Consider the following 13,590-nt stretch of genomic DNA (forward strand, 5'->3'; position numbering starts at 1 on the left):
TACGTAAAGGGACGGCGTCGATCTGGTGGGGCCGTTCGATGGAACAGGTTCTCAACGTTGTTGTCTCGGTTCTGCGATAGAGCCGCCGAATTTATACTCAAGAAGAGAGCCGAGGCCGAATTGGACGTTTAGTTGGTCGCCGTTGAAGCAGAACAACGAATAGCTACACTGGTGCGGCCTCCAACGACGAAAATAAAAACCTGCTGAGCCATTGATCCGTTGGTGGCAGTTTACTTAATTCTCGCCTTCCTTTCCGGTCAAAAGTGATGGTCGGTAATTTAGTGCACTGTCACCGTAATAGAGGTGCTGAATGGCGCTTCGCTGCTTTCTGTGACGGCGCAGCATCATTTCCGTCTCGTTCTCATTTGGATTCACCCTTTCGGGGAATTGCGACTTGGAATCGCGCGGCGTCGAATTGGCGCAAGCATTCGGTCGCCCACCAGCTCCACCAACGGGAGACGAGACATCATGAGCCAAGCCCCCTACGAGAGTTTTGAAGGCCGGCCGAACCTGGAGCGCCGCCGTCTCCTGGGCATCGCCCTCGCAGGCGTCGCCGGGTCGGTCCTGCCGGCAGCGTCGAGCGCGGCCGCCGCCGGGCCGTCCGAAAAGGTCGATGTCGACGACATTGCCTACCTGACGGCCAGCGAGGCGCTCGCGAGATTCAAGGCCAAGAGGCTATCGCCGGTCGAACTGTTGCGGGCGCAGATCAAACAGGTCGAAGCATGGGAGCCGACGCTCAAGGCACTGACATACACCTATTTCGACGAGGCGCTGGAACAGGCACGGATTGCGGAGGGCAAGTACGCGCGTGGTGAACCGGTCCGCCCGCTGGAAGGCATCACCTGTGCCATCAAGGATTATCACTCCGTCAAGGGCAAGATCACCACCTACGGCTCGCGGCTCTACAAGGATTTCGTTCCGGACCAATCCGCGCCGACCGTGGAGCGCCTTCTCGACGCCGGGGCGATCTTGCATTGCCGCACGACGACACCGGAGTTCGCGCATTCAGGTGTGACGGCGTCCTTGCTTTGGGGCGTCACGCACAACCCGTGGAACCCTGCCTATACCCCCGGCGGCTCGACAGGCGGAGGCGGCGCGGCCTTGGCCGCCGGCTACACGACCTTGCAGGACGGCACGGATGGTGGCGGGTCCATTCGCATCCCGGCTGCGATGAACGGCGTGTTCGGCTACAAGCCGCCATGGGGACGCAACCCCGACGACCGCGAGCACCCGAATGAATGGCTGATCCACTATGGCGAACTGGCCCGCAGCGTCGGCGATTGCGGGCTGATGCAGAACGTTACGTCCGGCCAGCATCCGGCCGACATGTCGTCCCTGCGGGACAAGGTGATCATCCCGCCGACCTTCGACGGCATCGCCGGCATGAGGATCGCGCTGTCGATGGACCTGGGCTATTTCGCGGTCGACCCCGAGGTCGAGAAGAACACGCGCAATGCTGTGTCGGTCCTGCGTTCGCTCGGCGCCGTGGTCGATGAAGTCGACATCGGCTGGACCAAGGAAATCGAAGAGACGTGGAACACAAGGTGGCAAGGCGTGTTCTACGCGCTGGCGGGCAGTCTTCTGACCAAGTCCCGCAACGACGTGGACCCGTTCGTCATCAAGATCCTCGAAGAGGGCAAGAAGCACGACGTCACGAAGTTCTATAACCTGAATACCGTGCGGCAGAAGATGTACGCGTCGATGACGAAGATCTTCGAGACCCACGACGCGTTGATCTGCCCGACGACGGCAACGACGAAGATCGTCGCAGGGCGAAGCAGCGAAGAGCCGCTCACCATCAACGGTAAGTCGGTGAACCCGTTTATCGGCTGGTTCATGACGTATCCCTTCAACCTGGTCGGCACCCTTCCCGTGATGTCGGTGCCCACCGGTTTTGATGCTGAAACAAGCGTGCCCACCGGGATGCAGATTGTCGGTCCGGCCTATGACGACCTGAGGGTGTTCCGCATCGCGTCCGCGTTCGAAGGCGCGACGCACCCCTGGCAGCATCGGCGACCGAAACTGGCTGTCTAAAGCATGATCCGGAAAAGTGCGAAGCGGTTTTCCGAAAGATCATGCGCAAACAACAACCTAAGGCGCGATGACAATTCATCCCAATCTCATCGCGCTTTAGCGTGGCTTGACACCTGCGGGCCGCAGGAGGAGCCATTATGGCCCATGATTGAGAGATGGACCTTGATGTCTCTCCCAGCAGCTCACGCATTTCCCACCGTCGACCGCGAAGCTCTGCTGGGAAGCTTCGCGGCCGACCTCGAACGGGCGGGTGATCTCGAGTCCGCCTTGGATGCGTTGCATCAAACCCTGTCGGGCCTGGGTTTTTCCGCCTTCGCCTATGGCATGGCCAGCACGCCGAGAGCGCAAGACGGCAGCTTCACGTCACCTATCGTGAAGACGCGAGCCTTCCCTAATCGATGGGATCGGCACTGGAGCCACCTTTGCGACCCCTACTACCGCTTCTGCTTCACGACGACCTTGCCTCTGAGGTGGGTCGACGTGCAAGCCCATGAACGCCTGAGCGCTGGCGAGCGGGCGTGCGTGGACCACCTGAACGACAAGAACCTGCACTACGGCATCACAGTTCCGATGCACATGCCGAACGGGTCATTTGCGTTCGTCAGTGCGATCTCGGAAACCGCGACCAAGTATGAGGCCGGTTCTTCACCGACGGTTGTCAATGGGCTGTTCGCATTGTGTCATCAATTTCAGAACACCTCTCTGCGGAGATGGTTGTGGAACCAAGCCGCCGACACCAAGGCATGGCTCAGCGCGCGTGAGAAGGAGTGCCTGTCCCTCGCCGCGCAAGGGAAGACCTCGGACGACATTGCCCTGATCCTCGGCTTGTCCTGCGAGACGGTACGTTCGCACATGAAGCGCGCGATCGTGCACCTCAACGCGTCGAACAGGCCGCATGCGATAGCGAAGGCGATCCAGCTTCGGCTCATCGACATGCCGTTCGCCTAGAACGACTTGTTCAACCTACGGCGGGACTTGCACGCGCAAGAGTGCGCAGTCGCCGCTCGCGTGCACTGCTGGCATGTCTTGCCATGGAGCAAGGCGAAGGCTGGACGCGAACCAGGCTGGCGACGCTGCTCGGCACAACGAAGCGAGGCATTTCTGGTGCGGCGGCCAGCAGTCTGTGAAATGAAGAGCAGCCAAATGATTGATTTATTGGTGGGCCCGGCAGGACTCGAACCTGCAACCAGACCGTTATGAGCGGCCGGCTCTAACCATTGAGCTACAGGCCCCGCCGCGAGGCGGCCGCTTCGCGCGGCCGGCAACGGTGCGCGGTTCGTTTACAAGATTACGGTGACAGTGCACTCAATTGGCAACGAGTGCGGCTGGTCCCGCGCTAGGCGAAGTGGTGCGGTTGACAAGGGGGCGACGATGCGAGCCAAGCGGGCGATGCCCGCGATGATGCGTGTCGAGGCGGGTCAATTGAATCCACTGTCACCGTAATAGCTTCCGCGCCGTCAAATCGCGCTCCTCTCGCCATGCCGCAGGCGGCGTTTCCAAATCCTCAAATCCGGGGCGCCCATCACGGCGCGTCGAGCTGCTGCGGGGCAATACGTGTAGTGACGTAAAACCCCCTGCCATGTGCGGGGGCTTGATCATCTAGCTCTTCGTCGGGTGACAGATGATCTGTTGGATGCTGTTGAACGGCGCCATGAGAGGCCTAGCTTTTGCGTGGTCCGTATGATCGCTCCCAGCGATGAAATCCCTCCCCACGATGTAGGGCGGGTACATGGTGCATGCATTCTGCACGCCGAACACAATCGTCAAGGATTCGCAGTCCTCTACTAGCTTCGAGAGATGGCCTTCCAGCGTATGCGGGTCGATCTCCGACATCAGGCTGTCCCCTTAGTTGGACTCAATGTGCAGCACCTTAATGAGGCCACCGACAAATGCAGAAAAATCCGAGGGACCGACGCCGGAACTTCCCCCGCCCCCTCGCATTACGGTGACGCACTTAAATCGTGAGCCTCCGAATCCGTGAAATTGACGAGGGTCATTTGGGTGCATGTCACCCTATTCGACAATGCAATGCAAATGCGGCCGTTACTGTGCTGGGCAAAAAAGTGGTATATTTGACAGGGGACGACGATGCTAGCCAAGCGGGCTATGCCCGCGATGATCCGCGCCGGAAGCGGAACAGGTCAGTTATGCACAAGTCGTCGCGTACGTATCGTCCAAAGAGCCTACGAGCCGCGTGGGACTGAAGACGTTGATGGCTACGGCTTGAAATTCTTCGAGCTTGCCGTCTTCCTTGAGAAGGTCGTCGAGCGTGCTCAGCTTGGCCGCTGAGCGTGGCGCTTTCCTTTTCGTAGGCTTGGCCATCGAAACCCCTAGTTGCAAACGATCTCAGCCTGCCGCGCGTTATGGGCTGTTCCGAAGTCTTTCATGGCAGCGCTCGCCTTCGCCCTTCGGGCTCCGGCGTGGCAGCCTTCGCACACTTCGCGCCATAGCCGCCTGAGCTGGCTTGCCGAGCCGTAGCTCGCGAAGGCGAGCGAAGGCTGGTGGGCCCGGCAGGAACTCGAACCTGCAACCAGACCGTTATGAGCGGCCGGCTCTAACCATTGAGCTACAGGCCCCGCCGCGAGGCGGCCGCTTCGCGCGGCCGGCAACGGTGCGCGGTTCGTTTACAGGGCCTGAGGCGGGGGTGCAATGCCGGCTCTGGTCAACGGAAATCCGGGGCTGCGCGGCAAGCACTGCTCGTCGGATGATTGCTGGATTCGGAATAATCGCATTTTGCCAGTGTTTTGCCCGACGAGTCAATGGCCATGCGGTCATCCGGCCGGTTCCTGCTCTTGCGTTTCCTTAACCCGCTGTGATTGCTCACGTCTTCTACTGTGCATGGGGTTGTTTTCGCACTTTTTTGTTTTGAAGGGGCCTGTCGGTCCCTCCAAAACCCTCTTGCCCGCAAGCGACGCGCCCCGGCGCGGGGCCGCTTCCTAGTCCACCGACACCCCCGCGAACTCGACCACCTTGCGCCACTTCTCGGTTTCGTTTGCCACCAGCTTGCCGAACTCGGCCGGGGTCATCGGCTTGGGGATGCCACCGGTCTCCGCGAGGCGCGCGACCAGCTTCGGGTCCTTCAGCGCTTCGCCGACGGCCTTGTTGAGGACCTCGATCACCTCGGGCGGCGTGCCCTTCGGCGCGGAGATGCCGTAGAAGCCGACGGATTCGAAGCCCGGCACGGTCTCGGCGATCGCGGGCACGTCGGGCACGCTGGGCCAGCGCTGCGGCGAGGTCACCCCAATCGCGCGGACATTGCCGCCCTTCGCCTGCTCCATGGCGGAGGGCAGGTTGTCGAAGATCAGCTGCACCTTGTTGGAGATGATGTCGGGGAACGCGATGGCGGAGCCGCGATAGGGCACGTGCACCATGTCGCATTTGGTCATCACCTTGAACAGCTCGGCCGACATGTGCACCGAGGTGCCGTTGCCGGACGAGGCAAAGGAGACCTTTCCGGGATTGGCCTTGCAGTAGTCGATGAACTCCTGAACCGTCTTCGCCGGGAATGCGTTGGAGACGACCAGCATGTTGGTGAGCTGCATGATGCTCGCGACCGGCACGGTGTCGCGCAGGAAGTCGAACGGCAGCTTCTTGTAGAGCGAGGTCGAGATCGCGTTGTTGGGCGCGACGAACAGCAGTGTGTAGCCGTCCGGCGGCGAGTTGATCGCGGCGGCGGCCGCGATGTTGCCGCCGGAGCCGGTGCGGTTCTCGACGATGAATTGCTGGCCGAGACGATCCGACAGCCACTGCGCCATGATCCGCGCCACGATGTCGACCGGGCCGCCGGCGGAAAAGCCGATCAGCCAGTGCACGGGGCGGTCGGGATAGGCGGCGGAGGCGGGAGGTGTGGCGTTGAAAAGCCCTAAAAAGAATGCGAGTCCGAAAATACCGTACCGCAAAATTCGCAACATGACGCCTCCCATTGTTCTATTGTCGTTGGGGGCATGCTTTCACAAAATCGGGCTGATGCCTACATCGTCGCAAGTCGGTGTTGACGCAGGCTCGGCGGAAATGACCATGAGATTGGCGACTATCCTTCTCGCCGCGGCGCTGCTCTTTGGCCCCGCCGCTGCTCAAACCGGAGGCAACGCCATTCCGACCACGACACTCAGCCTCGGCACTGCGACGCCCGGCGGCGGCTTTCCGCTCTACGGCAACGCCTTCGCGGAGGTGATGAACGCGGCCGATCCGCAAACCAGCATCGCCCCGCGCAACACCAAGGGCAGCAACGAGAACATCCCGCTTCTGGAGAAAGGCGAGCTCGATCTCGCGTTGGTCGCAGGCGAGCCGGCCTATGAAGCCTTTGCCGGCATCGGCCGTGCGCCTGTGCGGCTGAAGATCCTCACCGCGATCTATTCCAACCCCGGCATGTTCGTGGTGCGGGCGGACAGTCCCTACAAGACCATTCGCGATTTGGTCGGTCAGCCCGTCGCGTTCGGCGCCAAAGGCTCGGGCCTGCCGATCCTGGCGCGCTACGTGCTCGATGGACTCGGCCTCAAGCAGGACGAGGATTTCAAGGCGGTCTATCTCGATCGCGCTGGCGACGGCCCCGCAATGGTCGAAGACGGCCGCGTCGCCGCGCTGTGGGGCGCCGGCATCGGCTGGCCCGGCTTTGCCGCGGTCGCATCGAGCGCGTCAGGCGCACGCTTCATCGCGCCCAGCGCAGAAGAGATCACACGCATCCGCGCCAAGCATGCGTTCCTGAAGCCGCTCTCCGTGCCGGCCAATAGCTATCCGAAGCAGACGGAGCCGATCGCCTCGCTCGGCTCGTGGAGTTTTGTCCTGACGCGCAACGACCTGCCGGATGACGTGGCCTATCGGCTGGCAAAGACGCTGCATGGCGCAGAAGTGACGTTCTGCAAGAAGCTCGCGCAGGCCTGCGAGACCACGGCCGCGAACACGGTCGCGGCAGCGCCAAAGGTGGAGCTGATCCATCCGGGCGTGATGAAGTATTTTCGCGAGATCGGCGTGACGAAGTGACGGTCGCAACCACACCCACGCTCGTCATGCCCGGGCTTGTCCCGGGCATCCACGTTCCTCTGTCCGCGTGGCGAGACGTGGATGGCCGGGACAAGCCCGGCCATGACGTTTGCGGCTAGATTGCGTTGCCCGTCACTTCTTCACCAGCGCACATGCCGGGTCCGGCGGCCCGAACGCCTTGTCGCCGGAGATCGTCGTGAGGATCTTGTAATAGTCCCACGGATATTTGCTCTCCTCCGGTGTCTTCACCTGCACCAGCCAGAGGTCGTGCACCATCAGATTGTCTTCGCGCAGGCGGCCGTTGCGGGCGAAGAAATCCTCGATCGGCTTCTCGCGCATCTTCGCGGCCACTTTAAGCGGATCGTCGGTGCCGGTCTCCTTGATGGCGGTGAGATAGTGCATCACGCTGGAATAGACGCCGGCCTGCCACATCGACGGCATCTTGTTCATCTTGGCGAAATAGCGCTTCGACCATTCGCGGGTCTTGTCGTCCATGTCCCAATAGAACGACGTGGTCAGGAGCAGGCCCTGCGCCGCCTGCAAGCCGAGGCCGTGAATGTCGGTGATCAGCGCCAGCAGCGCCGCCATCTGCTGGCCGCCCTTGAACACGCCGAACTCCGAGCCGGTCTTGATCTCGTTCATGTTGTTGGGGGGACCGGCGGCAATGCCGATGATCTTGGCCTTGGAGGCCTGCGCCTGTAGCACGAAGGAGGAGAGGTCGGGCGTTGCCAGCGGCGGCCGCACCGAGCCCAGCACCTTGCCGCCATTGGCGGTGACGACGGCGGAGGCGTCGCGCTCCAGGGAATGGCCAAAGGCGTAGTCGTCGGTGATGAAGAACCAGCTGTCGCCGCCGCGCTTGACCACCGCATCCGCCGTGCCGACCGCGAGCGCGCGGGTGTCGAACACCCATTGGATCGCATAGGGCGAGCAGAACTTGCCGTGGAAATCCGCGGTGCCGGTGGAGTGGGTGATGAACAGCCGTTTCTTCTCGTTGGCGATGTTCTGCACCGCGAGCCCGACCGCGGAGACCGGCACGTCGACGATCAGATCGACCTGGTCGACGTCGTACCAGCGCCGCGCGATCGCGCCGCCGACATCGGCCTTGAGCTGGTGGTCGCCGATCACGACGCTGATCGGCTTGCCGAGCACGGTGCCGCCGAAATCGTCGATCGCCATCTGCGCCGCCGTCACCGAGCCCTGGCCGGTCGGCGCCGAGGCCGGGCCGTTCATGTCGGTGAGCACGCCGATCTTGACGACGTTGTCCGACACCTGCGCCGACGCCGCACCCGGCAGCAGCGCCGCCAAGGCGGCCGCGACCGGCAGTCCAAATCTGATTGGATTCATGCTTCTCCTCCCCTGATCCGGCTCGTTGGCCGGTGTTGCCCGGGTATGCCCGGCTGAATTGGTTTCTTTTGCAACTATTCGGGGGCGGGCGTCAATGTCAGGCCGCAAAGCGGATCTGTCCGGCCAGCGAGGGGTCGTAGCCGGTCAGCTCCTCGGCGCGCTGCCGCAGCCGCCTTTCGCCGAGCAGCCGGAGCAGGGCCTGCATGGCGGGGCGGAAATAGCTGCGCTGCCGCATCGCGAGGTCAAAGTTTTCCCAGACCAGCGGCACGAAATCCAGCCCGGCCGAGCGCGCCGCCGCGCGCGTCGCGATACCGCAATCGGCCTGGCCGGCGCGGACGATCTCGACGAGGTCCGGGCCGGTCAGAGCCGGCGTCTCGATGCGGCGCAAATCCCGCGTCGAGGCGCCCGCGCGCTTGAGCAGCCCGTCGAGCAGCATCTGCGCGCCCGTGCCCTGTGGTCGCATCGCCATCCTGGCGCCGCGTGCGAGCACGTCGGACAGGCCGTGCAGCTGCTTGGGATTGCCATGCGGCAGCACGAGGCCCTGCTCGCGGCGCACGAACGCGACCAGCACCGCATCGTGCAGGTCAGGAGCTGCCCGCAGCGCCTCGACATTGGCATCGCTGGCGAGATTGTCGGCGGCGTCCAAGGCATGGAAGTGCACCGCCGCGGCCATCACCTCGTTGCGCTGCAAGCGCTCGAGCCCGCGCGCGCTGCCCTCGCTCATCGATCCCAGCCCAGAGCCGGATTCGCGCAGGCTCCAAGCCAAGAGCTCGTCCTGGCTGCCGCCCACGACCGGCGGCGGCTCCGCGATCAGCATGCCGGCCGGGCGCGCCAGTCCCGACAGCACCCAGAGATCGAGCTCGTGCCGCGGGAAGAGCCACTTCCCGGTCACCTTGGTGCAGGGGATCGCACCGGTGGTGACGAGTTCGTAAAGCTTGCGTTCGCCGAGCCGAAGATAGTCGGCGGCTTCGCTGGTCGTCAGGAATTCCATCCTGCATTCCTATGCAAATTCTTGCTTCTTTTTGACGTCCGACGCAGGTGGAATTCTGCATTTCAATTCGTGTCCGCGGGAACCATGCCCGATCATCTCGCTGCTTTGCAACACATCCTCGCGCGCGATTTCTGCTTTGGTGAACGATCCGAAAGTGCTCCCGCTTTGCCGAAATTTCCCGAGTGGAGAGCGCGAGGAGCAGATGGCGTCACGAGTGCGGCGCAATCGATCATCATGATGATCCCGTCACAGCCAAGGGGAACCCTTATCATGGCCGTCCGCCGCCTCGCCGTTGCATTCGCGCTTCTTTGCGGCCTTGCTGCGGGCGTTACGGCGTCAGCCGCGGAGGAGCGTGGCATCGTCCTCGCCACGACGACAGCAACCCAGGAGTCCGGCCTGCTCGATTATCTGCTGCCGATCTTCCGCGCGAAGACCGGCATCGACGTGACGGTGATCGCGCGGCGCGCCGATGAAGTGCTCGACGGGGCGCGAAGGGGCGAGGTTGACGTCGTGCTGATGCATGCGCGACCGCAGGAGGAGAAATTCGTCGCCGATGGTTTCGGCGTGAAGCGCCTCGACGTGATGTACAACGACTATGTGCTGATCGGGCCGAAGGGCGATCCCGCCGCGGTGAAGGGCAAGGACATCGCGACCGCGCTGAAGGCGATCGAGGCCAAGGGGGCGCCATTCGTGACGCGCGGTGACCGCTCGGGCACCCACGCCGCGGAGCTCGCGCTCTGGATCGTCGCCGGCATCGACATCGCGAGCGCCAAGGGCGCCTGGTATCGCGAGGCCGGGTCGGGCATGACGAGGGCTCTCGACGCCGCGCGCGCCGCGAACGCGTATGTGCTGTCGGACCGCGGCAGCTGGATCTCGTTCAGGGATCGCGGCGATCTCGACATCGTGGTCGAAGGCGACAGGCGGCTGCTCAATCAGTACGGCGTGATGCTGGTGAACCCCGAGAAGTTTCCGAACGTGAAGAAGGACCTCGCGCAGACCTTCATCGACTGGCTGACCTCGCCGGAGGGGCAGACGGTGATCGCCGGCTACAAGGTCGACGGGCAGCAGCTATTCTTTCCCAATTCGGACAGGTCGGGCGGCTGACGTCCGCAGCGCTGGCGGTTGCCAAGCCGGGCGATGCATGGTCCATCATGGCGCATGACCCAACGCCTGCCGTCCTCGCTCACGCCGCTCGACACTGCGCTCGCCGCGTTGCTGCGAGGCGTCGATGCTGTTGCGCCGGTGGAGTTGCCCCTGGCGGAAGCGATCGGTTGCGTCGCGGTGGGCACTCCGCTGCTTGCCGCCTATCCTCCGCGCGACATGGCCGCCGCAGACGGCTGGGCGCTCTCGGCCAATGACCTCGTCGGTGCGTCTGCGTACGCGCCGCTGCCGCTGGCGATGGCTCCTGCGTGGGTCGATGCCGGTGACGCAATGCCGGAGGGATGCGATTGCGTGCTCGATGCCGGCGCGGTCGAGGTATCGGGTCCGCTGGCCCAGGTGCTGGCAGAGGCCGTGCCGGGGCAGGGCGTCAGGCGCGCCGGAAGCGACGTCGCCGCGCGCACGCCCGCCGGCGCCGAGGGATATCCCATCGGTCCGGCTGATCTGCTGATCGCGCGCGTTGCGGGCTTGGAAAAGCTTTTCGTGCGGCGGCCGCGGCTGCGCGTCGTCAATGTGCCGGGTGCAACGACGACGGCGCGGATGATCGCCGAGATCGCGCGCGCAGCGGGACTGGATGTAAAGACGTTTGAGGCCGGCGCGCGCGACGAAGCATCGATTGCCGAGGCGCTCGATGCGTCACCCAGCGATCTGCTACTGACGGTCGGCGGCAGTGGCGTCGGCCGCCGGGATGCAGCTGTCACGGCGCTGGCCCGGCGCGGCGAGGTGCTTGCCCATGGCCTTGCGCTCCAGCCTGGACGCACCGCCGCGGTCGGCCGGCTCGGGCGCGTTCCCGTTGTCGCCTTGCCCTGCTCGCCCGATCATGCGCTCGCGGCCTGGCTCGCGCTCGTGCTGCCGCTCATCGACCACCTGTCGGCGCGCCGGCCACGCCGACAGGTGAGCTTGCCGCTCGCACGCAAGATCACATCCGGTGTCGGCATCGCAGAAGTGGCCCTGCTGGCCGAGGAACATCATGCATGGATGCCGCTTGCCGTGAGTGAATGGCCGCTCCAGGCGATCGCCCGTGCCGATGCATGGCTGCTCGTCCCCGCCAGCCACGAGGGATTTGCGGCGGGCACGCCAGTCGGTGCTTATCTGATGCGGGAATGATATGGGTTCCGGCATGACGATGATTCCGCGATCGCAAGACCGCAGCGCGCTCGAACAGGACCAGTTCCTCAAGATCCTGTCGCGGGAGGAAGCGCTGGCACGCTTCGAGGCGGCGCTGTTCCCGCGATCGCTTCCGAGCGCAGCGTGCAAGCTCGCCGATGCACTCGGTGCGGCGCTTGCCCAAGACGTCACGGCACCGATCGACGTTCCGCCGTTCGACCGCTCCAATGTCGATGGCTTTGCGGTCCGCTCAGCCGATGTCGTTGCGGCGGGGGAAGGTGCACCCGTTCGTCTCGCCTTAAACGATGAAACCATCCACTGCGGCACAGCGCCGACACTGCAAGTGGCGGCTGGATCCGCAACGGCGATCGCCACGGGCGGTCCGCTGCCGCGCGGCGCCGACGCTGTCGTCATGGTCGAGCACACCCAGCCGGCCGGGTCGGATGCGATCGAGGTTCGTCGCGCCACGTCTCCCGGGCAATTCGTCTCCTATGCCGGATCCGACATCGCGCGCGGCGAAGCGCTGCTGCGTGCGGGGACGATCATCGGCTCGCGCGAGATCGGCATGCTGGCCGCTTGCGGCATCGCCGAGGTGAATGTCGCGCGCAAGCCGATTGTGGCCGTCGTCTCCACCGGCGACGAGCTGGTGCAGCCCGGCGAGGGGCTCGCGCCCGCCGAGATCTACGACACCAACGGTGCGATCGTCGCTGCTGCGATCGACGAGAACGGCGGCAAGGCGGTCTTTCTTGGCGCCATTCCCGACGATGAAGCCAAGCTCGAAGCCACCATGCGCCGCGCGCTGGCGGATGCCGACATGCTGGTGCTGTCGGGCGGCACGTCGAAAGGCGCGGGCGACCTATCCCATCGTATCATCGGCCGGCTCGGCCAGCCCGGCATCATCGCGCATGGTGTTGCGCTGAAGCCCGGTAAGCCGCTGTGCCTTGCGGTCTGCGACGGCAAGCCGGTGGTGATCCTGCCGGGCTTTCCGACCTCGGCGATGTTCACCTTCCACGACATGATCGTGCCGGTGCTGCGCAGGATGGCCGGACTGCCGCCGCGCTCCGAGGCCAAGGTGAACGCGACCGTGCCGGTGCGCATCGCTTCCGAACTCGGCCGCACCGAATTCGTCATGGTCTCGCTGGTTGAAGGTCGGGGCGGCCTGATCGCCTATCCCTCCGGCAAGGGGTCTGGCGCGATCACGTCATTCGCGCAGGCTGACGGCTTTCTGCGCATTGACGCGCTCGCCGATCAGATGCCGGCCGGGACCGAAGCCGAGGTGACGCTGTTCACGCCGCATGTGCGCGTGCCCGATCTCGTCATCGTCGGCAGCCATTGCACCGGCCTCGATCTCGTCACCGCACAGCTCGCGCATGCCGGCCTGATCGTGCGCTCGATCGCGGTCGGCAGCCTCGGCGGGCTCGCGGCAGCGCGGCGCGGCGAGTGCGATCTCGCGCCGATCCATCTGTTCGACGACAAGAGCGAGACCTACAACGCGCCCTATCTCGTCGAGGGGCTCGAACTCGTTCCGGGCTGGCGGCGGATGCAGGGCATCGTCTTCCGCAAGGGCGACAAGCGTTTTGAAGGGCTCAGTGCGAAGGCCGCCGTCGCGGCTGCGCTCGCTGACCCCGCCTGTATCATGGTCAACCGCAACCAGGGCGCCGGCACGCGCATCCTGATCGACCGGCTGCTCGGCGGCGCGCGCCCGGAAGGCTATTGGAACCAGCCGCGCTCGCACAACGCGGTGGCGGCGGCCGTCGCCCAGCATCGTGCCGACTGGGGCATGACCATTGCGCCGGTCGCCCATGCGGTCGGCCTCGGTTTCATTCCGCTCGCGGAGGAGCATTATGACTTCGCGCTGGTGACGGCGCGCAAAGCGCGGCCGGCAGTGCAGGCCTTTCTCGATGCGCTCGGCTCGACAGAGGCGCGCGCCGCGCTGGAGCGGGCGGGTTTCCGGCCCGCGTAGATTGACGAAGCGG

The 13,590-nt window shown here is 64.3% G+C and carries 11 protein-coding genes and 2 tRNA genes; 7 read left to right on the top strand and 6 right to left on the bottom strand.

Annotated features, from left to right (window positions below; translation table 11 throughout):
- Window positions 1–468 precede the first annotated feature (468 nt).
- Together ACSKB8_RS41670 and ACSKB8_RS41675 are read left to right on the top strand one after the other, a co-directional pair.
- A complete protein-coding gene (locus ACSKB8_RS41670) occupies window positions 469–2,034 on the top strand; it encodes an amidase (protein WP_438111121.1) in 1,566 nt (521 codons plus the stop codon).
- Between the two features lie 144 nt (window positions 2,035–2,178).
- A complete protein-coding gene (locus ACSKB8_RS41675) occupies window positions 2,179–2,982 on the top strand; it encodes an autoinducer binding domain-containing protein (protein ID WP_438111123.1) in 804 nt (267 codons plus the stop codon).
- Window positions 2,983–3,190: 208 nt separating this feature from the next.
- Here ACSKB8_RS41675 and ACSKB8_RS41680 read toward each other — a convergent pair.
- Together ACSKB8_RS41680 and ACSKB8_RS41685 are read right to left on the bottom strand one after the other, a co-directional pair.
- Window positions 3,191–3,266 (bottom strand) — tRNA-Ile (locus ACSKB8_RS41680).
- 367 nt (window positions 3,267–3,633) lie between these two features.
- On the bottom strand, window positions 3,634–3,867 hold the full coding sequence (locus tag ACSKB8_RS41685; RefSeq protein WP_130219806.1) for a hypothetical protein: 234 nt from the start codon (window positions 3,865–3,867) through the stop codon (window positions 3,634–3,636).
- A 255-nt stretch (window positions 3,868–4,122) separates the two neighbouring features.
- Between ACSKB8_RS41685 and ACSKB8_RS41690 the strand changes: the two genes are divergently transcribed.
- Entirely contained in the window at window positions 4,123–4,323 is a 201-nt protein-coding gene (locus ACSKB8_RS41690) for a hypothetical protein (protein WP_438111125.1), read from the top strand.
- A gap of 210 nt (window positions 4,324–4,533) precedes the next feature.
- Here ACSKB8_RS41690 and ACSKB8_RS41695 read toward each other — a convergent pair.
- Both ACSKB8_RS41695 and ACSKB8_RS41700 read right to left on the bottom strand, forming a co-directional pair.
- Window positions 4,534–4,610: transfer RNA gene (locus ACSKB8_RS41695), tRNA-Ile, on the bottom strand.
- Between the two features lie 360 nt (window positions 4,611–4,970).
- Window positions 4,971–5,945 carry a Bug family tripartite tricarboxylate transporter substrate binding protein gene (locus ACSKB8_RS41700; RefSeq protein WP_438111127.1) on the bottom strand — a complete coding sequence of 325 codons (975 nt, stop codon included), beginning with the start codon at window positions 5,943–5,945 and terminating at the stop codon, window positions 4,971–4,973.
- Between the two features lie 106 nt (window positions 5,946–6,051).
- Here ACSKB8_RS41700 and ACSKB8_RS41705 point away from each other — a divergent pair, with 106 nt between their 5' ends.
- On the top strand, window positions 6,052–7,014 hold the full coding sequence (locus ACSKB8_RS41705) for a TAXI family TRAP transporter solute-binding subunit (protein ID WP_438111129.1): 963 nt from the start codon (window positions 6,052–6,054) through the stop codon (window positions 7,012–7,014).
- 132 nt (window positions 7,015–7,146) lie between these two features.
- Here the strand turns inward: ACSKB8_RS41705 and ACSKB8_RS41710 are convergent, their stop codons facing one another.
- Both ACSKB8_RS41710 and ACSKB8_RS41715 read right to left on the bottom strand, forming a co-directional pair.
- Entirely contained in the window at window positions 7,147–8,358 is a 1,212-nt protein-coding gene (locus ACSKB8_RS41710; RefSeq protein WP_438111131.1) for an ABC transporter substrate-binding protein, read from the bottom strand.
- A gap of 97 nt (window positions 8,359–8,455) precedes the next feature.
- Window positions 8,456–9,349 (bottom strand): substrate-binding domain-containing protein, encoded by an 894-nt coding sequence (locus tag ACSKB8_RS41715; RefSeq protein WP_438111133.1) that lies wholly within the window; start codon window positions 9,347–9,349, stop codon window positions 8,456–8,458.
- A gap of 270 nt (window positions 9,350–9,619) precedes the next feature.
- Here ACSKB8_RS41715 and ACSKB8_RS41720 point away from each other — a divergent pair, with 270 nt between their 5' ends.
- The 3 genes from ACSKB8_RS41720 to ACSKB8_RS41730 are packed head-to-tail and all read left to right on the top strand — an operon-like array spanning window position 9,620 to window position 13,577.
- On the top strand, window positions 9,620–10,453 hold the full coding sequence (locus ACSKB8_RS41720) for a substrate-binding domain-containing protein (RefSeq protein WP_438111135.1): 834 nt from the start codon (window positions 9,620–9,622) through the stop codon (window positions 10,451–10,453).
- A gap of 54 nt (window positions 10,454–10,507) precedes the next feature.
- On the top strand, window positions 10,508–11,614 hold the full coding sequence (locus ACSKB8_RS41725) for a molybdopterin-binding protein (protein ID WP_438111136.1): 1,107 nt from the start codon (window positions 10,508–10,510) through the stop codon (window positions 11,612–11,614).
- Window positions 11,615–11,627: 13 nt separating this feature from the next.
- The gene (locus ACSKB8_RS41730; protein ID WP_438111138.1) at window positions 11,628–13,577 is read left to right on the top strand and encodes a molybdopterin biosynthesis protein; all 1,950 of its coding nucleotides are present in this window, start codon (window positions 11,628–11,630) and stop codon (window positions 13,575–13,577) included.
- Window positions 13,578–13,590: the final 13 nt, after the last annotated feature.

Origin of the sequence: Bradyrhizobium sp. BR 1432, from assembly GCF_051547705.1 — a bacterium.
GTDB classification, from domain to species: Bacteria; Pseudomonadota; Alphaproteobacteria; order Rhizobiales; family Xanthobacteraceae; genus Bradyrhizobium; species Bradyrhizobium zhanjiangense.